The sequence below is a fragment of the Pseudoalteromonas lipolytica genome (genome assembly GCF_001306915.1).
Taxonomy (GTDB): domain Bacteria; phylum Pseudomonadota; class Gammaproteobacteria; order Enterobacterales; family Alteromonadaceae; genus Pseudoalteromonas; species Pseudoalteromonas simplex.
Window position 1 is genome coordinate 78,810 of record NZ_LJTC01000009.1, and the last position, 21,084, is coordinate 99,893.

General features: G+C 42.0%; 19 protein-coding genes and 4 tRNA genes. 14 read left to right on the forward strand and 9 right to left on the reverse strand.

Annotation, left to right across the window (positions count from 1 at the left end):
• The first annotated feature begins 82 nt into the window (after positions 1–82).
• From AOG27_RS14255 to nth, 12 genes are all read left to right on the forward strand, one after another.
• Positions 83–159 (forward strand) — tRNA-Asn (locus AOG27_RS14255).
• Between the two features lie 21 nt (positions 160–180).
• Positions 181–257 (forward strand) — tRNA-Asn (locus AOG27_RS14260).
• 19 nt (positions 258–276) lie between these two features.
• Positions 277–353, forward strand: a tRNA-Asn gene (locus AOG27_RS14265).
• Between the two features lie 29 nt (positions 354–382).
• Positions 383–459, forward strand: a tRNA-Asn gene (locus AOG27_RS14270).
• Positions 460–643: 184 nt separating this feature from the next.
• Positions 644–2,587: an EAL domain-containing protein gene (locus AOG27_RS14275; RefSeq protein ID WP_054553688.1), complete on the forward strand. Its 1,944-nt coding sequence runs from the start codon at positions 644–646 to the stop codon at positions 2,585–2,587.
• Positions 2,588–2,762: 175 nt separating this feature from the next.
• Positions 2,763–3,344: an electron transport complex subunit RsxA gene (gene rsxA, locus AOG27_RS14280; RefSeq protein WP_054553689.1), complete on the forward strand. Its 582-nt coding sequence runs from the start codon at positions 2,763–2,765 to the stop codon at positions 3,342–3,344.
• A gap of 1 nt (position 3,345) precedes the next feature.
• Positions 3,346–3,900 carry an electron transport complex subunit RsxB gene (rsxB, locus tag AOG27_RS14285; RefSeq protein ID WP_054553690.1) on the forward strand — a complete coding sequence of 185 codons (555 nt, stop codon included), beginning with the start codon at positions 3,346–3,348 and terminating at the stop codon, positions 3,898–3,900.
• Positions 3,901–3,908: 8 nt separating this feature from the next.
• Complete coding sequence (gene rsxC, locus AOG27_RS14290) at positions 3,909–6,437, forward strand: electron transport complex subunit RsxC (protein WP_054553691.1); 2,529 nt, start codon at positions 3,909–3,911, stop codon at positions 6,435–6,437.
• Entirely contained in the window at positions 6,434–7,489 is a 1,056-nt protein-coding gene (gene rsxD / locus AOG27_RS14295) for an electron transport complex subunit RsxD (protein ID WP_054553692.1), read from the forward strand. Before rsxC ends, rsxD begins: the two co-directional genes overlap by 4 nt.
• Positions 7,489–8,124, forward strand: coding sequence for an electron transport complex subunit RsxG (rsxG, locus tag AOG27_RS14300; protein WP_054553693.1), 636 nt, complete (start codon positions 7,489–7,491; stop codon positions 8,122–8,124). The genes rsxD and rsxG overlap by 1 nt, the downstream gene beginning before the upstream one ends.
• Entirely contained in the window at positions 8,124–8,822 is a 699-nt protein-coding gene (locus tag AOG27_RS14305) for an electron transport complex subunit E (protein WP_054553694.1), read from the forward strand. Before rsxG ends, AOG27_RS14305 begins: the two co-directional genes overlap by 1 nt.
• Positions 8,823–8,860: 38 nt before the next feature.
• Complete coding sequence (gene nth, locus AOG27_RS14310) at positions 8,861–9,493, forward strand: endonuclease III (RefSeq protein WP_054553695.1); 633 nt, start codon at positions 8,861–8,863, stop codon at positions 9,491–9,493.
• Positions 9,494–9,516: 23 nt separating this feature from the next.
• Here the strand turns inward: nth and AOG27_RS14315 are convergent, their stop codons facing one another.
• The 4 genes from AOG27_RS14315 to AOG27_RS14330 all read right to left on the reverse strand — a co-directional run bounded on the left by AOG27_RS14315 (position 9,517) and on the right by AOG27_RS14330 (position 11,785).
• Positions 9,517–9,813, reverse strand: coding sequence for a type II toxin-antitoxin system RelE/ParE family toxin (locus tag AOG27_RS14315; RefSeq protein WP_054553696.1), 297 nt, complete (start codon positions 9,811–9,813; stop codon positions 9,517–9,519).
• A 5-nt stretch (positions 9,814–9,818) separates the two neighbouring features.
• A complete protein-coding gene (locus AOG27_RS14320) occupies positions 9,819–10,043 on the reverse strand; it encodes a type II toxin-antitoxin system ParD family antitoxin (RefSeq protein WP_054553697.1) in 225 nt (74 codons plus the stop codon).
• A 187-nt stretch (positions 10,044–10,230) separates the two neighbouring features.
• Positions 10,231–10,623: a hypothetical protein gene (locus AOG27_RS21745; protein ID WP_054553698.1), complete on the reverse strand. Its 393-nt coding sequence runs from the start codon at positions 10,621–10,623 to the stop codon at positions 10,231–10,233.
• A gap of 10 nt (positions 10,624–10,633) precedes the next feature.
• Positions 10,634–11,785, reverse strand: a complete 1,152-nt coding sequence (locus AOG27_RS14330; RefSeq protein WP_054553699.1) for a S10 family peptidase — start codon at positions 11,783–11,785, stop codon at positions 10,634–10,636.
• A gap of 253 nt (positions 11,786–12,038) precedes the next feature.
• Between AOG27_RS14330 and AOG27_RS14335 the strand changes: the two genes are divergently transcribed.
• Positions 12,039–13,946, forward strand: coding sequence for an aminotransferase class V-fold PLP-dependent enzyme (locus AOG27_RS14335; RefSeq protein WP_054553700.1), 1,908 nt, complete (start codon positions 12,039–12,041; stop codon positions 13,944–13,946).
• 226 nt (positions 13,947–14,172) lie between these two features.
• The gene (gene gloA / locus AOG27_RS14340; protein WP_054553771.1) at positions 14,173–14,571 is read left to right on the forward strand and encodes a lactoylglutathione lyase; all 399 of its coding nucleotides are present in this window, start codon (positions 14,173–14,175) and stop codon (positions 14,569–14,571) included.
• Between the two features lie 10 nt (positions 14,572–14,581).
• Here gloA and AOG27_RS14345 read toward each other — a convergent pair whose 3' ends face one another.
• The 5 genes from AOG27_RS14345 to AOG27_RS14365 form a co-directional block, all read right to left on the reverse strand.
• Positions 14,582–16,819, reverse strand: a complete 2,238-nt coding sequence (locus AOG27_RS14345) for an ATP-binding protein (RefSeq protein WP_054553701.1) — start codon at positions 16,817–16,819, stop codon at positions 14,582–14,584.
• Positions 16,816–17,946, reverse strand: coding sequence for a sugar ABC transporter substrate-binding protein (locus tag AOG27_RS14350; RefSeq protein ID WP_161804356.1), 1,131 nt, complete (start codon positions 17,944–17,946; stop codon positions 16,816–16,818). The genes AOG27_RS14345 and AOG27_RS14350 overlap by 4 nt, the downstream gene beginning before the upstream one ends.
• Positions 17,947–18,047: 101 nt before the next feature.
• Positions 18,048–19,196 (reverse strand): ABC transporter permease, encoded by a 1,149-nt coding sequence (locus AOG27_RS14355; protein WP_130166761.1) that lies wholly within the window; start codon positions 19,194–19,196, stop codon positions 18,048–18,050.
• A 2-nt stretch (positions 19,197–19,198) separates the two neighbouring features.
• Complete coding sequence (locus tag AOG27_RS14360; protein ID WP_054553704.1) at positions 19,199–20,125, reverse strand: ABC transporter ATP-binding protein; 927 nt, start codon at positions 20,123–20,125, stop codon at positions 19,199–19,201.
• Positions 20,122–21,069, reverse strand: a complete 948-nt coding sequence (locus AOG27_RS14365) for an HlyD family secretion protein (RefSeq protein WP_054553705.1) — start codon at positions 21,067–21,069, stop codon at positions 20,122–20,124. Before AOG27_RS14365 ends, AOG27_RS14360 begins: the two co-directional genes overlap by 4 nt.
• Between the last annotated feature and the right edge of the window lie 15 nt (positions 21,070–21,084).

Here is a 21,084-nt window from a genome sequence, read left to right on the forward strand (position 1 = left end):
CTTTTTTGAATTTATGAAGTTTTTATGTTGACACTTTGCAATGCTGTCATTAATATTTCGCCCCGTTGAAAGGCATGACGCTTCCCCCTTAGCTCAGTTGGTTAGAGCGACGGACTGTTAATCCGCAGGTCCCCCGTTCGAGTCGGGGAGGGGGAGCCAAGTTTTTCAATCATAAACGATTCCCCCTTAGCTCAGTTGGTTAGAGCGACGGACTGTTAATCCGCAGGTCCCCCGTTCGAGTCGGGGAGGGGGAGCCAAGTTTATGAATATGATTGTTCCCCCTTAGCTCAGTTGGTTAGAGCGACGGACTGTTAATCCGCAGGTCCCCCGTTCGAGTCGGGGAGGGGGAGCCAAATCATAGCACCACACTACTCTATTTAGTTCCCCCTTAGCTCAGTTGGTTAGAGCGACGGACTGTTAATCCGCAGGTCCCCCGTTCGAGTCGGGGAGGGGGAGCCAACTCTACGAATATATTAAATTTTATCTCTTTTTGCCTCACCGATTGTATTAGACTTTCCAGCGCTTATACACTACTCTAGTGTAAGTTATTTATATGCTTTGATATAAAATAGAATTCACTATTATTAAACCGATCAATCAAGGAATTGATTCCTTCCTTTTAGGCTTTTAAAAGATAAGAAACATGGCTGGTTTTAAAAAACTCATATTCGTACAACTTATTTCTTGGCTACTATTCGCATTATTAGGCGGATATTTTATTGCAATTAGTTTTGACAGTGCAGTAAGTGATGCCCAGCAAAAAGCACAGCGTGTAGTTAATGCCTATATAAACTCACAAACTATTGAACAGCTGGCACCAGAGAAACTTAGGCAAGCACTTTCTGATGGCAGTACTTTTTCTAAATTTGTAATCCGCGATCAAACTGGCAAAGTTGTTACAATGATAGAGTCTAGTCAGCCCCTCCCCTTGTTTGCTGAATTAGTTAATAATTCATTTAACTCTATCCGGCCTCAATTTGCAGTGAATCAGACATCTGACATAAAAATTGAATTTACGATCAATGCTCATAACCTAGCAACTCTGCTGCAACAAGCGATGTTTATTGTCATTTTGATATCTGGATTGATTGCATTATTACCAATTATTTATATGAACAGTATGTTCCGTCGCTTAAACAGAAAAATAAGCACAACAGTTGCTGATATTGTCGATATATACATAAATCAGAATCAAGTAAGCGACGATATTGAACAAGCTATGGACACTTCAAGATTAAAGAAGCTAAGCAAAGATTTAATTCCTTCGTTCAATCGTCTGTCACACTTTTTACAAACTAAACACGATGATATTCAAAATAATGCGCTAAGTATTAAAAAAGAAGCCTATAAAGATGTAGTCACTAACCTTGGCAATCGTAATATGTTTGTAGAGTATTACGAAAAAAATATTGAGAATGCAGAAAAAAGCACCTTTGGTTCACTTGCTATGGTGCGTTGTAGTGAGCTACAAACAATAAACCAAACACGTGGTTACCAAAAAGGTGATGAATACGTAAAAGGTGTGGCCGATATTATTAAACATATTAGCGGCACCTATACAGGCAGTCAGGTTTTTCGTTTAAACAGTTCTGATTTTGCTGTGGTACTGCCTAATACCCCACTTAAAGAAGCTGAACGCTTTGGCGATAACTTACAATCGCGTTTTACTCAGTATCAGCAAAACCAAGAATTAAGCTCAGTTGCTAACACAGGTATAGTTGGCTACGAAAAAGGTAAGCCGCTTGGTGAGTTATTATCAATTGTTGATAATGCAATGAGCATGGCGCAATCAAAACAAGCAAATGCATGGCATGTACAGCGTGAAACTGATTTAGTTAATAACGCCAGCGCAGGTTTTGGTAACCAAAACTGGCGTAAAGTCATTACCGAAGTGATCGAATCGAAACGTGTGCACTTGGTTATGCAGAACATTATGCCAATAGGTAAAAGTGTTAAAGCCTATGCTGAGATCCAAGTTCGTTTCAAAACTGCAGAAAACCAAATGCTGCCAACGGCCTCTTTTCTTGCAATGGCAGAAAAGCTAGAAATGGCAATGGAAATTGACCGTTTAATTATCGATACCACTTTAGAGAAGGTTAAAACGCGTAATTTCTCTGAAAAATTCTTTGGTATTAATGTTACTGCATCAAGCGCTCACAATGATCAATTTGTGATCTGGTTAGAGCGCCGATTACTTAAAGACAGCAATATCGCCTCTAAGCTTATATTTGAAGTCAGCGAGTTTGGATTACAACAAAACATTAAAGCAAGTAAACGCTTTATCGATATGGTACACCGCGTGGGTGCACGTATTACCGTAGAGCGTTTTGGTGTGGGTTTAACGTCATTTAAATTCTTTAGAGACTTAAAACCAGACTTTATCAAAATGGACGCAAGCTACACCCGCGGCCTTGAAGAAGATAAAAACAACCAATACTTTATGCGTTTAATGGTTGATCTTGCTCATCGTATTGGTGTGAGTGTATTTGCTGAAGGCGTCGAAAGCCAAGAAGAAAAACATATCATCGAAACACTGTGTTTAGATGGTGTGCAAGGCTATTACATCGAAAAGCCAAAAGATATCTAACCCCTCTTTAAGGCCCAAAAAACCTTACTATTTTTGGGCCTATTCCATCTATTAACTTTGCTTTAACACTTTAATCGTAAACAGCTTTGTTAATTTTAGCTATTCGTCCCTCATGTGTTGTGTCGGCCCCCATAAAAAAGGATAATAGAGCCGTTTTTATTCTCGTGAGGCACGCATGACAGAGTATGTCTTGTTATTGATTGGCACTGTGCTAGTCAACAACTTCGTTTTAGTTCAATTCTTAGGTTTATGCCCGTTTATGGGTGTATCGGGTAAGTTAGATACCGCGATTGGTATGTCTTTAGCCACAACCTTTGTACTTACACTTGCCTCCGTGACCAGTTATCTGGTGAATCATTATATTTTGATCCCGCTGGATATCGAATTTTTGCGTACCATGAGCTTTATTTTGGTTATCGCTGTTGTCGTGCAATTTACCGAAATGGTGGTGAGAAAAACCAGCCCGACACTTTATCGCTTATTAGGGATTTTCTTACCGCTTATTACCACTAACTGTGCTGTTTTAGGTGTTGCCCTACTTAATATCAAAGAAGACCACTCATTCTTACAATCGGCCGTGTATGGCTTTGGTGCCGCAGTGGGTTTCTCTATGGTGTTAATACTGTTTGCCGCATTACGTGAGCGTTTAGCTGCGGCTGATGTCCCTGCTCCTTTTAAGGGTGCTTCAATTGCGATGATCACCGCAGGCCTTATGTCGATGGCCTTTATGGGTTTTACAGGATTAGTGAAGTTTTAATATGACCTTGTTTTATGCTTTGATAGCGTTAGGTTCATTAGCGCTAATATTTGGTTTAATTTTAGGTTTTGCTGCCGTGCGTTTTCGCGTTGAGAGTAACCCTATTGTTGACCAAATTGATACCATTTTACCGCAAACACAGTGTGGCCAATGTGGCTACCCTGGCTGTCGTCCCTATGCAGAAGCAATTGCCAATGGTGACGAAATCAATAAGTGCCCGCCAGGCGGCGAAGCCACGGTAAAAAAACTCGCTGATTTAATGGGTGTAGAAGCAAAACCGCTGGCAGGCGGTGAGCAAGCAGATCCTATTAAAACCGTTGCCTATATTCGTGAAGATGAATGTATTGGCTGTACCAAATGTATTCAAGCCTGCCCTGTTGATGCCATCGTTGGCGCAACTCGCCAAATGCACACTGTATTAATCGATGAATGTACCGGTTGTGACTTATGTGTTGAACCATGCCCTGTAGACTGTATTGATATGCTGCCTGTAAAAGAAACCAAACAAACCTGGAAATGGCAATTAAACGCAATCCCTGTGACTCAGGTAGATTAGGAGCACAGATGGAAAAGTTAATAGATCAAATTAAACAAGGCAAAGTGTGGTCTATACCTGGGGGCATTCACCCACCGGGTCAAAAGCTGCAATCAACAGCACAAGCCATTGCAAGACTACCACTACCAGACAAGCTCGTTGTATCACTAAAACAACATATTGGTGCTAACGGTAAACTTATTGTTGAAAAAGGCCAGCAGGTTCTAAAAGGCCAAGCATTAACTAAACCCAGCGGCAATTGGTCAGTGCCTGTGCACGCGCCAACATCTGGGCTGATCAGCGATATTTGCCCAATGCCCTCTGCTCACCCGTCGGCGTTGCCTGAACTTAGCGTTATTATTGAACCTGATGGTGAAGATAACTGGTGCGAGCTTAACCCTGTGCCTGACGCCAAAGCACTTTCCCATGATGAGCTTGTCGATATTATTCATCAAAGTGGTATTGCAGGTATGGGCGGTGCTGGCTTCCCAACTTATGTAAAAGCAGATACCCGTAAAGCCATTGAGTTTTTAATTGTTAATGCTGTTGAGTGTGAGCCTTATATCACCGCTGATGACATGTTAATGCGCGAACATGCCGATGGCATAACTGCCGGTATTGAATTAATGCAGCAGCTGTTAAGTCCACAGCTGACAATTATTGGTATTGAAGATAATAAGCCCGATGCTATTGCTGCCATGAAACAAGCAGCACAACATAACGACAGCATCATAGTGCAAACAGTACCAACGGTTTACCCTTCTGGCGGTGAAAAACAGCTAATTAAACTGCTAACGGGCAAAGAAGTCCCAAGTGGTAGTATTCCTGCCGATATTGGTATGTTGGTGCAAAATGTCGGTACTTTGTTTGCGGTAAATCAAGCCGTACATGAAGGTAAACCTCTGATAGAGCGTGTAGTAACGGTAACCGGTAACACCATTCATAAACAAGGTAATGTGTGGGCTTTACTAGGCACTGAAATTAAACATTTATTAGACTGCCAAGGCTTTTCTCCGGTTCCACAGCAACGTGTGGTTATGGGCGGTCCAATGATGGGCTTTACCTTACCAACCGTGCGTATTGGTGTGGTTAAAACGACGAACTGTATTTTAGCGCCAGATCACCAAGAGCTTGCTGAGCCGGGTGATGAAAAAGCCTGTATTCGTTGTAGTGCCTGTGCTGACGCCTGCCCTGCTTCATTGTTACCCCAGCAATTACAATGGTTTGCTAAGTCTAAAGAATACGACAAACTCAACGAGCACAATTTATTCGATTGTATTGAATGTGGCGCCTGTGCTTATGTTTGCCCAAGCGAAATCCCCTTGGTGCAGTACTATCGTGTTGCTAAAGCTGAAATCAAAGAGCAACAAGCAGAGCAAATCAAAGCAGAGCGAGCAAAAGAGCGTTTTGAAGCACGTAAAGAGCGCTTAGAGCGCGAACAAGAAGAGCGTCAAAACCGCCATAAACGTAAGCCGGCTGCTAAGTCAGATGGCGAAAAACAAAAAGTGGCCGATGCACTCGCCCGAGTTAAATCTAAATCTGATGATAAAGACAGTAAGTCAGCTGTCGCTGCAGCTATTGCCCGTGCGAAAGCGAAAAAGCAAGGTGCAGAGCTTGAGCCTGATAACTCTGAAGTAGCTAAAGAGCGTGCAGCGCGTAAAGAACAAGCACGTAAATACAAAGAGCAAAAAGCACTAGAGCAAGATGAAGAAGGCGTCGATAAAGACGATAAAAAGTCTGCTGTTGCTGCCGCTATTGCCCGCGCTAAAGCGAAAAAAGCCGCACAAGCTACAGAAGAAAACGCTTCTGCTGAAACTGACGCTGCGCCAAAAGATGACAAAAAAGCTGCTGTTGCAGCTGCTATCGCTCGTGCTAAAGCGAAAAAAGCAGCGCAAGCTGCTGAAAATCAAACTGAAGCTGAAGAAGATAGYGCACCAGTTGATGACAAAAAAGCTGCTGTTGCTGCTGCAATCGCTCGTGCTAAAGCGAAAAAAGCAGCGCAAGCTGCTGAGAATCAAACTGAAGCTGAAGAAGATAGTGCACCAGTTGATGACAAAAAAGCTGCTGTTGCTGCTGCAATCGCTCGTGCTAAAGCGAAAAAAGCAGCGCAAGCTGCTGAGAATCAAACTGAAGCTGAAGAAGATAGCGCGCCAGTTGATGACAAAAAAGCTGCTGTTGCTGCCGCTATCGCTCGCGCCAAAGCGAAAAAGGCCGCTAAAGAGCAAGCGCAGAGTGACGATTCAGCAGAGCAAATAAATGATTCAAGTGACGAGGCTGATGCCAAGTCGCAGTCTGATGCTCCTGAATCTAGCGAAGATAAGAAAAAAGCCGCTGTTGCAGCTGCCATAGCTCGAGCCAAAGCGAAAAAGGCCGCTAAAGAGCAAGCGCAGAGTGACGAATCATCAGAACAACTTGATGATTCTAGCGATACGGATGATTCAAAACCACAGGTTGATGAACCTGAGTCTAGCGAAGATAAGAAAAAAGCAGCGGTCGCTCGTGCTATTGCAAGAGCTAAAGCGAAAAAGTTACAACAAGAAGGAAACGATAAGTCATGAAACTAACCATGGCGAGTTCGCCGCATAATCATAGCCATAAATCATTAAGCCGATTAATGATGACAGTGATTGCTGCGTGTATTCCAGGCTTAATCGCGCAGGTTTTCTTCTTTGGTAGCGCTGTGTTAATTCAGCTAGTGCTCGCGCTAATTACTGTTAGCGCCTGTGAAGCCGCTGTTTTACTGCTTCGTAAGCGCAAAGTTTGGCCAACACTTAGTGATGGCAGTGCATGGTTAACGGGCGTATTACTGGCGTTGAGTATTCCGCCTTTAGCGCCTTGGTGGATCATTGTAATCGGCTGTATCTTCGCAATTGTTATTGTAAAACAGCTTTATGGCGGCCTTGGCTTTAATTTATTTAACCCTGCTATGGCAGCTTATGTATTACTACTTGTATCGTTTCCGGTGCAAATGACCAGCTGGTTACCTGTGAGTGATTTACTTGCATCTCCGATCAGCTTCTCGCAACAGCTGTCTGTTATTTTCAATGGTTTTACCAGCGCTGGATTTAGTGTCGATCAGTTACGTGTAGCGATTGATGGCACAACCATGGCAACACCGCTTGATACCGTTAAAACAGATGTCGCCCATCACCTAACGGTAGCTGAGAGCATGAGTAAGCCTCTTTTTAATGACTGGTTTGGTCTTGGCTGGGGCTGGGTTAACCTCGGCTTTTTAGTGGGTGGTCTTTATTTATTAAAAGCTAAAATCATTAATTGGCATATCCCTGTTAGCTTTTTAGCCTCATTAGCCGTGTGCAGTGGTATTGGTTATATTGCAGCTCCTGGCACAGAGCCGGGCGTGGTATTTCATTTATTCAGTGGTGCAACCATGTTAGGGGCATTCTTTATTGCTACCGATCCAGTTTCTGCATCAACAACGAATAGAGGCCGTTTGATTTACGGTGCGTTAATTGGTCTACTTGTTTACTTAATTCGTACTTTCGGTGGTTATCCTGATGCTGTGGCATTTAGTGTATTGCTGTTAAATATGGCGGTACCTTTAATTGATTACTACACGCAACCACGTACTTACGGCCATGGGGTGAAATAATGATCCTTTCCTCAATGACTAAAAACGGCGCTATTCTTACAGCATTTGCGCTTATTACCACAGGCACTGTAGCCCTGACTCATAGCCTGACCGCTGAGCGTATTGAAGAGCAAGAAAAGCAACAACTTGCAGAGCAGCTGCAGCAAGTGCTTGATGCCCATCATTATGACAATCAACTATACAAAGATTGTGTTGTGATCACCGATGAGCGCTTAGGTCCACGCCCAGAGCAAGTTATTTATCGTGCTTACAAAGACAATAAGCCTTATGCTTTAGTGATGCGCCATGTAACACCAAGTGGTTATAGTGGCGATATCAACTTATTAACGGCGGTTTTTGCCAATGGTGAAATAGCGGGTGTTCGTGTAACTAAGCACGAAGAAACACCGGGTCTTGGCGATAAAGTTGAGGTCAAAAAATCAGACTGGATCACCCTTTTCAAAGGGCAAAATGTACTGGGTGAAGATGATAGCCGCTGGGCTGTTAAAAAAGATGGTGGCCAATTTGATCAGTTTACTGGCGCAACCATTACACCGCGTGCCGTTGTCGGCTCAGTTAAACAAGCTGTGCTGTTTGCCCAAGCTGAATTTGATAATCTGTTTGCTGCGCCAAACACCTGTCAAGGAGCCAAGTAATGAGCCAAGTTAAAACCTTATTTAAAGATGGTATGTGGGCTAATAACCCTGCCCTTGTACAGTTATTAGGCTTATGCCCGCTACTTGCTGTTACTTCTACGATCACCAATGCATTAGGCCTTGGTTTAGCAACTTTATTGGTACTGGTTGGTTCTAACGTCACTGTTTCAATTGTGCGTAACTGGGTGCCTAAAGATATTCGTATTCCTGTTTTTGTGATGATCATCGCAGGCTTTGTAACCATCGTGCAGCTAATGATGAATGCCTATACATTTGGCCTTTATCAATCATTGGGGATTTTTATTCCGCTTATTGTTACCAACTGTGCCATTATCGGTCGCGCAGAAGCATTCGCTTCTAAAAATACAGTGCCACTTTCAGCCTTTGACGGACTGATGATGGGACTTGGCTTTATGTTAGTTTTAGTGGTGCTAGGGGCAATGCGAGAGCTTATTGGTCAAGGTACGCTATTTGATGGCGCCGATTTATTATTAGGGCCATGGGCTGCTGCACTTCGAATTGAAGTATTCAGTTTTGATAACCAATTTTTATTAGCAATTTTACCACCGGGTGCCTTTTTAGGGCTTGGTTTATTGATTGCTGCAAAAAATGTCATTGATACACAAATAAAATCTAAGCAAGTTGTTACTCCAGAAGCAGAAAAAGGCCCTAGAGCCCGAGTAACAAGTTTAACTTAAAGGAGAGCACGCACCGTCACTGCGTGCTTTACGCCACCATGAATAAAGAAAAACGCTATGAGATCTTATCTCGTCTACGTGAGCAAAACCCGCACCCAGAAACAGAGCTTGAATATTCAAGCCCGTTTGAGTTATTAGTTGCGGTTACCTTATCAGCACAAGCTACAGATGTGGGTGTTAATAAAGCAACCCGTAAGCTATTCCCTGTTGCTAACACGCCTCAAGCGATTCTTGATTTAGGCCTTGAAGGCCTTCGTGATTACATCAAGACCATTGGTTTGTTTAATTCGAAAGCCAATAATGTCTATAAAATGTGTGAGATTCTGGTCAATAAGCATAACTCAGAAGTACCAGAGAATCGTGAAGCGCTCGAAGCATTACCGGGGGTTGGCAGAAAGACCGCGAATGTTGTTTTAAACTGTGCCTTTGGCTGGCCGACTATCGCTGTAGACACCCATATCTTTCGCGTTTCTAACCGCACTAAGTTTGCCATGGGTAAAGATGTGGTTGCTGTAGAACAAAAACTAGAAAAAGTGGTACCTAAAGAATTTAAGGTCGATGTACACCACTGGTTAATCCTGCATGGCCGTTATGTGTGCACAGCTCGTAAACCTAAATGCGGCAGCTGTATTATCGAAGATTTGTGTGAATTTAAAGAGAAGACAGAGTAATTAAGTATTATTGCTGACCTGCATTAGCTTGTTAGATGTAGTTGAACCTTCATTTGTTGATGCAGAATTCTCACAATGAAAATATCGTTGGCTCTTTTTTTAAAAAAGATGTAGTGCTTTCTAAATATATACCGAGAATATCCTGGCTTGATATCGCTAACATCTTGAGCAAGGCTCGGCTCAGTAGACAAATCCATTAGCGTTTCATGAATTCCAATTAAATAGTTTTCTGCTTGAGAAACACCGAATTCAATTTCGGTGTACTGAAAAATACGCTCCAAGTCATACTGAGCTTTATTAGAGAGAATATATTTAGCCATTCGCTTTAAGTTTTGTTTTTGGATTTGGATATAATATCTAAAACCGTTAACTCACTCTCACCACTTAGCTCACCCTCTACTAATGCCATTCTAATAGCATCTTTTTCACTCTGATTATGGCGGATCAAATCGCGGATATAATCACTTGCATTTGAGAATCGACCTGACTCAACTTGGGCATCAATCCATGAGCGCATTTCATCTGGAATAGAGATATTTAAAGTTGCCATAGTTAATTCCTATATATTTACAGTCTTTGATTATGGCAGATATTGGCAAACATTGGCAACAAATATGGTCGATATGCACCAATGGTTAATCCTTGATAGGCACTATATGTGTAACGTTCTTAACCTTTTCTATCACACCCTTTGCGCATTGTGCCAAACACAGGGTTTGGCACAATGTTCCTAGTCATTATCGTGGGTTTTGGCTCACCTGCTTTTTAATAAATTCTCGCGTATCTCTTAATAGCGCCACTCTTGCTGGTTCGTGAACATACATCATGTGACCGCCGTGATAATAGTGATAGTCAATTTTATCAGCGTATATACCGTGCCTATTTAAGGTGTATTCAGCATCAAAAAATGGCGTGACAATATCGTAATAACCAGAGGCGACCATCACTTTCATTTGTGGATTGCTGCGAAGCACATAAGATAAATCTGGCGCTGTATTGACGTATCTTGGCTCCCAGCCTTGTCCATCAGGAGCTGTGCGCCAGCGCCAGTTATCTGATAACTCAGGGTCGCCAGGGTTTAGGTATTTTCTTTTCCACTGTACGTTTAAATCTGTGCGCATGTATTTCATCAGTGCCGCTTTATATGCTGGCCCTATCACTATATGCTGGCCCTATCACTTTTGACGCATCTTGCTTAGGAGCCGCAGTTAAATCGTCTCGTTCATCAAGCTTATAACGTCCATCAAGAAAGCCTACTGCGACGCCCTCATCACGCAATAACTCTTTAGCGAATCTAAAGGCATTAATGCGTAAATCAACCTGCTCAATATATTGTTTGCTAAGGCCAGTATAACGGTGAAGGCCGTCAACAATTTGCTTTCGGTCAGCTTTACTAAGGGCATTCCCCTTAAATAAGGCTGGTAGTAATTTATCAACTGCAAATTGTCGGCTTGCATCAATAAACGCTTCAAAATCTCCAGATGTGTCTACTTTTTTATGATACCAAGCGGTTGCAGCAAGTGTGGGTATGTAAGTGATATAAGAAATGATGTTGTCATCAACATAAGGGCTTGAACCTTGATAGTCTAAAGCTTGTGACACAAAAATAATGCCATTTACATTAATCAGGTGTTTATCCATCAGTACTTTAGAAACCGCTGCTGCTCGAGTTGTCCCATAGCTCTCTCCCAATAAAAATACGGGTGCATTCCAGCGATTTTCTTTTGTTAGCCACTGGGCAATAAAATCAGCAATAGCAGATGCATCCTGATTCAAGCCCCAAAAGGCTTTGCTGTCAGTGTCACCTAAGGCGCGCGAGTAACCTGTACCAACAGGGTCCACAAACACCATATCAGTCACATCAAGTATCGTCTCAGGCGCATCTTTTAATTCGTAAGGAGCCAATCTAGGAGCCGTTGCATCGCTTGGTACCACGACTCGTTTCGGACCATAAGCGCCCATATGTAACCAATTAGACGATGAGCCCGGGCCACCATTCCAGATAAATGTGACGGGTCTGTTCTTGTTGTCATCTGCGGCTAGGTAATCAAACGAAAAGATAGCAGCTGTAGGCTCTTCGTTTTTGCTTAATATATAAGTTTCACCAGCTACAGCTTCGTATTTCAGCTTTGTACCATTAAAGGTGCCTTTATGCTGGGTCACAAATTTAGTGGCTTCGGGTATCGACTTTTTATTGTTTGAATCTGAGACTTCATCTGCATTAACTGCGCTCGTACAAAACGCAAACAATGTAGAGATGACTACAGTTTTGAAATTGGCAACATACGCCATGTTTTATTCTCCCTAGCATGTTTATCTTTATTTTTATCTGTATCTGGCTTGAGTGCTTTTATCGCAGAGTGCTCAATTAACCTTTTACTTAAGCATTACTTTTACAGTAAGAACATGTAATTTCAACTATCTGCGATTAACACGAAAAAAGTATAATCAGTATCGGAACAAAAAATATCAGCGTAATCATTTCACAAGCTTCCATCCTTTCGTTATGCTGTTGAGTAATGTGAAATTTTTTATATGAGTTGCTATGTTACCTTTACTTCGTATCTTGTTAATTGAACAAGATCCTGCCACCTTAAAAGAGCTTTCAACGAACCTAGAAAAAACAATCCCTAATTTTGAACGAAGTGATGTTGATATCGACATTATCGAGTGCATAGAGCTCAAGCAGGCGTTGAAATATGTAGAGGAAGATGGCGATATTCAAGCTGTAGTACTTAGTTGGGATGTACTGAACAATGGCGAGCGCACCTATAGCCGTTTTATCGAGCAATTAAAAGGCATACGCCTAGAACTGCCTGTTTATGTTATTGGTGACGATACGAAAGGCTTAGAGATAGTTAACGAGTCAGAAGAAATTGAATCTTTCTTTTTTAAAGATGAGGTCATTTCAGACCCCGAAGCAATCTTGGGCTATATGATCAATGACTTTGATGATCGTTCAGAAACGCCATTTTGGACCGCCTACCGTCGTTATGTAGGTGAATCGAACGATTCATGGCACACACCTGGTCACAGTGGCGGTGCTAGCTTTAGAAATTCTCCGTATATTAAAGACTTTTATCAGTTTTATGGCCGTAACGTATTTGTTGGCGACCTGTCGGTTTCTGTCGACTCGCTTGGTTCATTATCAGACAGCACCAACACCATAGGCCGCTCTCAAGAATCAGCGGCGGCGACATTTGAAGTAAAACATACCTACTTTGTTACCAATGGGTCATCCACTTCAAATAAGATTATTTTGCAAACTTTACTACGTAAAGGCGATAAGGTGATCATCGACCGAAACTGCCATAAATCAGTACATTACGGCATTTTGCAATCGGCTAGTTTACCTATTTATTTATCGAGTATTTTAAATCCTAAATATGGTATCTTCGCGCCCCCTTCATTGGCTGACATTAAGCAAGCGATTGAGCAAAATAGCGATGCTAAATTACTGGTTTTAACCGGCTGTACTTACGATGGTCTGCTTAGCGATTTAAAACAAGTGGTTGAATTTGCACACCAGCACGGTATTAAAGTGTTTATCGACGAAGCGTGGTTTGCTTACTCGCTTTTCCATCCAAGTTTACGCCACTACTCAGCTATAAATGCTGGCGCAGACTATGTTACCCATTCGGCACATAAAGTGGTTTCAGCGTTCTCTCAGGCGTCTTATATTCATGTTAATGACCCTGATTTCGATGCCGATTTCTTCCGTGAGATCTACAGTATTTACGCCAGTACCTCACCAAAATATCAGCTCATTGCCTCGCTGGATGTATGCCAAAAGCAATTAGAAATGGAAGGTTATAAATTACTAAATGCCCTGCTGAATCACGTTGCTGAGTTTAAGCAGCAAATGGCATCACTGAAACATATTAAAGTGCTCGACAAACAAGATTTCATGGATATATTCCCACATTTTAGTGGCGATAACATGGGTCACGACCCGCTGAAGATCCTTATCGATATTAGTGAGTTACCGTATTCATTAAAGGATATTCATAAATTTCTATTAGATGAAATTGGCCTTGAAATCGAAAAATATACACACAGCACCATTTTAGTTTTACTGACTCTTGGCGGCACACGCTCAAAGATCATTCGCCTTTACAATGCGCTTAAGAAACTCGATAGCGGTAAAGTAAAACTTGCCACTTCAATGAGGCGCACACGCCTACCAGAGAACCTACCTGCTATAGACTTAGCCTGTATTCCTAGTGATGCATTCTATGGCGAACGTGAATCTGTGCCAATTAGCAAAAGTAACAACCGAATTTGTGCCGGATTAGTGACACCTTATCCTCCTGGTATCCCACTGTTAGTGCCGGGGCAACATATCACTAATGAGCATATCGAATATCTTAAGGAGTTGGCGGGACAAGGTCTGACAATTCAAGGGAGCTTTGATGGCGAAATTTATGTACTTAAAGGTAAAGTGAAAAGCTAAGCTTTCGCTTATACCGCAAAAACCTCATTGTTATGCAGCAACCTCTATTCATTGCTGCATAACATTACCCTTTTCATATCAAACACTTTACGCTTTGTCTCAATGCTACTGTGCATGCAATCGAAATAACTTATAATCCATTTTTAATAATTTTAATGCGCAGCGTTGTACCATGCTTCGTTATTGAAATTGTGCGAATTTAAAGACAAAAAAGAGGATGCTTAAAATGCGCTTATTACACACAATGCTTCGCGTTGCTGATTTAGATAAATCAATTGAATTTTATACGCAGGTATTAGGTATGAAAGAGCTGCGCCGTGCAGACAACGAAGAGTACCGCTACACCCTTGCTTTTGTCGGTTATGGTGACGAAAAAGATTCGACTGTGCTTGAGCTTACTTATAACTGGGATACAGACAGCTATGATTTAGGTAATGCATACGGTCATATTGCTATCGAGTTTGATGATATTTATAAAGCCTGCGAAGACATTAAAGCTGCAGGCGGTAATGTGAGTCGTGAGCCAGGTCCTGTCAAAGGTGGCACAACTGAAATTGCATTTGTTAAAGACCCAGATGGTTATGCAATTGAGTTAATTCAGAAAAAAGATAACAACACTTTTTGATTCATACCGGCTATTTCAGCGATTGCTGAGATAGCCACTTTGCGAGTGCTTTTTCAAGTTCAGCAAAATTAATTGGCTTTGCGATATGGTCACTGATACCAATTTTTGCGCTTGTTTCGATGTCGTCTTTCATCGCATTAGCACTGACGGCAATAATCGGCGTATCAAAATCTGGCCTTGCAAGTAAGTTTTCGCTGGCAGTTAATCCATCCATCACCGGCATTTGAATATCCATTAAAATCAGTGCGTAATCTTGTGTTAGGGTTTTCTCACAGGCAATTTGTCCATTTTCTGCCAATTCATAACTCAGACCTAATTGAGTTAAATACTTAGTGATAACAATTTGGTTAATCGGGTTATCTTCGGCAATTAATATTGGCTTGTCGACTGATTTAAAATCGAACTGAGTATCTTCATCTGATTGGTGTTCTTTTGCACTAGCGTCCTGTGGGTTTAGTGATTTAAAATTAACATTAATGGTAAAATCGGTGCCTTTGCCAAGCTCACTGTCGATAGCAATAGTACCTCCCATCAAATCAATCATCCCCTTACTGATGGCAAGCCCAAGACCGGTCCCTCCATATTCACGAGTGGTGCTACTTTGCGCTTGGACAAAGGGATTAAACAGGGCCGTTATTTTATCTTCAGCGATACCTATGCCTGTATCTTTTACCGATATCACGACGGCTGTCTGGTGTTCATCTCGGCTTTGCAGAATAAGCGAAAGAACGATCTCTCCTTGATGGGTGAACTTAACGGCGTTTGAGAGCAAGTTAATCAGCACTTGTTTAACACGTATTTCATCACATTCAACATTCAGCGATTGTAATGAGGAGACGTCAAGCCGGCAGCCAACGCCTTTGGCATCACAACTCGGTTTGAATAGTAAGATAAGGTCATGGCAAAGCGCGACTAAATCACATTGTCGCGACTCGAGCTCTATTTTATTGGCCTCTATTTTTGAAAAGTCGAGAATATCGTTAATCACGGTTAATAACACATCACTACAGTTATTAATTTGCCTTACAAACTCTGCTTGCTCTCGTGTTAGCGTGCTTTTATTGAGTAGCTGCAAAAAGCCCACAATACCATTCATCGGAGTGCGTATCTCATGGCTCATATTGGCTAAGAATTGGCTTTTAACTTGCTCAGAGCGCTCAGCGCGAAGTTTTTCTAATTGCAATGAAGTAATTTGTATATCAATGGTATCAGCCATGCTGCTGAGCGAATCTGCAATATCTTTAAACTCTTGATAATGAAAATCGTCGGTATCTTGTTTGTAATTACCCAATGCATATTCTCGGCTAAGAGCAGTAATGCGATTTAGCGGGTTATGGAGCCGCGCTGTCAACCAACGCACTAAGATAAATGAAACAATAGAGAGTCCGACAATTAACAATCCTGCCAATATGGCCGTTTGCTTTACAGCACTGGTGTAGGTGGTTTTTGCTTCATTAATTTGGAACTGTAAACTGGTTGGCTTACCTTTAAAATAAACATTACTGATTGAGGCCTGCCCCATTAATTTGCCGTTATCGCCAGCATCGCCCACGCTATATAAAATGTTACCTTGTGCTGTAATTTGTACCTGCTTACCCGCTTGATAAACCGGTTGTTCATTATGTATTGCAAGCCACTTTAACGCCTCTGATAAAGGCACAAAAGACACTAACACGCCCGTTTTAATTATTGGCTCACTGAGAGAATCTTGCTCATGTAACAACTTAGATGTAATTGCCAGTAAAGCATTTTGTTTTGCCTGCAAAGGTGCGAGTAGCTCAGTGACTTGTGGGTTATCGATAATTTGAATTGTGTTTTGCTCTGTTGATGTTTGAGCACTGTCGAGAATGCTTTTAGTGAGTTTATAGTTCAAATTTAAAGAAGTAATCGGATACCCTTCAACTATAAACCCCTGATTATCAATAACAATTGATGCGTTAATTTGTGGGTTTTGGGCAACAAACTCTTGTAGCTGCACAAGCGCGAACTGTGAGTACACCACTTTATTTGGCAGCTCAGTTATCGCCTTAGTGCTACTAAGTAATTGGCTATTTTTCTCAAGCTTAAATAAGAGTTGCTCAAGACTGGCCGCATTATTTCTAGCTTGCCATTGCAAACTCGTATTTGCTTGATCAATAGAGCTTAAATAGAAACGCCCTATCATCAAACCTGCAAGGATCAGTAGGGGAATAATAACCAGTAGTAATACACTGATAAATAAGGCGCGGCTAAAGCGTGGACTACTCATTCATCCCCTTCATTGGCAATCGAACGCTCTGCCAACCCTTGCATAAAAAGCCCCGCTTGCTCAGCAGTTAAGGCACCACTGCCATAGCGAATAAATCCTTTATTTAATACTTCCCATACGATGATCATCGATGCGGTTGAAGGCATCGCTTTTGTAAATTGCATCGCTTCAATTAAGGTTGCTAACTGTGTGCCTTGTTGTGATTTTAAACTATTTAACACCTCTGTATTGACGGGGATATCTTGAAGCTTTTGCCAAATCATTGTTTGAAATTTTTCTGCTTGAACCAATTTAGCAAATTTGATCAAATTGTCTTTATTAACGCCATTTAAGCCATCATTTGGAAATGCCAACACAAAGGTAGAGTAATAAGGCTGCATATACTCACCATTGAGTTTCGGCAATTGCTGCACAGCTAAATTATCACCAAGCGCCTGCTCATACGTTTTTAACGCCCAAGCACCATCGATGGTGAAGGCAGCTTGCTGCGCTTTAAATGCATTATTTGAGCAAGTGTAATCGCACTGTCTATCAACCAGGTTTTGTTTATTTAAATCCCAAACAAATTTGAGAGCCGATTGCATTGCCGGTGTATTAAGCTGAACATGGTTATCTACAATTAGGTCGCCATTAAAAGCCGATAAGAACGGGATAAACCAATACATTTCCATAAAACTCCATGTAACGAGTTTCACTTTTTCAGGCAATGATGATTGAATTCGGTATATATCCTGCCAATTTTCTATTGGCTCTTTAACAAACTGCTTATTATAAAAAAGTAACAGGTGATTGCCTTGAATGATGGGTATACCTAAGAGCGTGTTGTTTAGCTTTGCTGTTTCTAAGGTTCGCTTGTCTGTGGTATCAGCTATGAGTGAGTCTGGGATAACGCTGTAGTTGGCATATTTATCAAGCCCTAAATGATCAGCAGGTACAATAACAACGTCTGTAGAGGTGCTGGTACTGGTATTTTGCACCAGCCTGACTTTTAGCGCCTTTTGGTCAACCAATACAGAATTAACCGTCAAGCCACTTTGCTCAGCAAGTGCACTTAACAGCTCATTAAAGTGCTCATGCTTCATGGTATGGGCTAGGTTTATCGTTGCTGCATAGCAATCAAACGTCACTAGTAGCAACGCCACCCAAAATACTCGCCACACGCTTACATCTACTCAAAAAGAATTGAAATTACTCTTTAGTTAAGCACATATGCCTTAAATTGCCTAGCCTAATCAAGGGTTTTCTTAAACCTAAATGCAGCCACAGCCAAGCCCAAAATTGTAAAGGCTAACAGCCAAAGTAAATCACTGCTCATGCTTATTAGATTGACATCTTTTAGCACGATTCCACGTATTAACCTCAGGTAATGCGTTGCGGGTAGGCACTCAGCAAGCCATTGCGCTGCCTTTGGCATGCCTTCATAAGGAAATACAAAACCTGATAATAATATCGAGGGTAACAGAATGAAAATTGTCATTTGCATTGCTTGAAGCTGATTTTTAGCGATGGTTGAAAGGACTAAGCCAAGCACTAAACTGGCACATATAAACGCAAAGGTTGCGACAACCAATGCGACTAAACCACCTCCAAAAGGAATATGAAACAAGAGCTTACCCATACCTAGTATAATAAATAACTGAATAAAACCAATGAAGATATAAGGCACCACTTTACCAATCATTAATTCAAGTGAGCTTAACGGTAAGGTGATTAAGAGCTCCATATTACCTCGCTCTTGCTCTTTAACAATGGCTGCAGAGGTAAACATAATCATCGTCATGGTTAAAATAACAGCAGCTAAACCTGGCACAATATTCACTGCAGAGCGTTGCTCTGGGTTATAAAATAAGGTCGTCTCAAAGGTCGGATACGTTCTATTCGCAGGCTTATCGAGAAGCTCTGCAAGCGGCATATTGCGCAGCGATTTTATGCTCGACGCTACCATTGTATCTGAGCCGTCAACTAACCAATGCGCAATTGGCCTGACTAACGACTCATTACTGCCATCAGGCAAACCAAAACCCACTGTTGGGTGCTGGGCAAGTCGGTTTGCCACATCGTGGGGTATAAACAGCACAGCCCGCACTTTCGCGCTCGCGATTGCTGTTTGTGCCTGCTCTATACTGTCGTAATAATCTGTCACTTTAACCACATTTGTCGCCGATACTGTTTGTACTAAAATGCGACTGAGCGCAGTTTGACTATGATCGACCACTGCAACAGGGATATCTTTAACGTTGGTGTTAATAGCGTAACCAAATAGAATCAGTTGGATAAGGGGGATCATCACCACCATCGCAAAGGTCATTCTATCGCGACGTAATTGTAATAATTCTTTGCTTACAATTGCTTTTATGCGGCTTAATGAAGTCACAATACTCATTGTCGGCCCTGCCCTGTGCAGGTGATAAACACGTCTTCAAGGCTTGGACGCACACTATTTACTTGCCACGTATCCTGACAAAATGATTGCTGTTTTATGAACTCAACAGGATCTTGAACATCTTTTTTTACTAATACTCGCAGCTGTGCACCTAGCTGAGTGGCTGAAATAACATGGTCGATTGTTGCGAGTTGTTTTTTTAATTCTCTGGTTTGCGCCCCTGCGATTTCTACAACATGAGCGTGCATGTCTGTCATTAATTGCTTTGGAGAGCCATCCGCGCGTTTAATACCAGATTCTAAAATGGCTAAACGATGACAACGCTCGGCTTCATCCATGTAATGAGTGGTGACTAATATCGTGGTACCGGCATTACTTAAATCAAACAGTGTTTCCCAAAAGTCACGGCGATTTTGTGGATCGACTGCCGATGTTGGTTCATCAAGAAATAAAATTTTCGGTTTATTAATCACTGCAGCAGCCAATGCTAAGCGCTGCCGTTGGCCCCCACTCATACTTCCGGCCATTTGATCGACTCTTTGATCAAGGCCATAGGTATGGAGCAATTCGTCAATTCTTTGTTGTTTTTGCTGCTTTTTAAACGGGTAAAGCGCCGCCATGAACTTTAGGTTTTCAAGTACGGTCAAGTCACTATAAAGTGAAAACTTTTGCGTCATATAACCGAGTTGTGTTCTGAGCTTTTCAGCATCTTTTGGCAGACTCAAGCCAAGCACATTGATATCACCAGAGGTTGGCTTCAATAACCCTGTAAGCATACGGATTGCAGTCGTTTTACCACAGCCATTAGGGCCCAAAAAGCCATAAATTTGCCCTTGCTCAACGTCTAGATCAAGGTTATCAATCGCTTTTAAATCGCCAAATTGTTTTACCAAACCTTTGGCATGGATCACCGATTCAGTCATGGCATAATCACTTGAGCAGGTACGCCTGTCGGTAAATTATTTTCACTTGTGGGTAGTGTTACCTCAGCAAGATACATTAATCGAGCACGTTCTTCCTGATTAAGTGCATAAAAAGGCGTGAACGCAGGCTCTGAGGCAATCCAGGTCAGTTCACCCTGTATATCTTTATCTATGCCATCGACACGAACCGTAAGTGTCATGCCCTGATTGAGCTTGGCACGATATGGTTCAGGGATATATACGCGCGCATAAGGTGCGCTGTTTGCTTGAACGATAACGACTGGGCTGCCTTTGGTAACTCGCTCACCTACGTGCCAAGGTAAATTATCGACCCTGCCAGCACGCATCGCTTTAATTGTCAGATCTGAGAGGTATTTTTGCTGTACTTTTAGTTCTGCTTCTGCCGCCTGAACTTGCGCTTTCGCACTATTAATATCTTCAACGCGAGAACCATTTGTTAATTCATTTAAGTTCTGCTTTGCTGATTCTAAATTAGCGAAAGTCTCATCGCGTGCAGCGGTTGCACTGTCTAAGGTTTCTTGGCTTGCGAGTTTATCTTTAACTAAGGTTTTTGCACGGCGAAAATTAGCTTCGCTTTGCGTATATGCCGCATTGGCTGCTGCTACTTTGGCTGATGCGGCAGCAACTTCTTCGGGGCGAGCACCATTCAAGGTTTTTTCAAGAAATGCAGTGGCTTGAGCTAATTGAGCTTGTGCTTTAGCAACAATCGCTTGTTGTAGTTCGGCATCAAACTTTGCAATCACCTGCCCTTTTTCGACCAACTGGCCTGCTGAAACGGGTAAATCGATCAGTATTTCGTTAGTCGTTGCAGGATGGATCACACGCTCACGCTCAAGCGTTCCTAGCGCTACTCCCTCATTTGAGTCTGAGCAAGCAGTAATGACTAAAGAAATTAGTATAAGTACAACACGTTTAGCTAACATTTTAATTTCCTTATG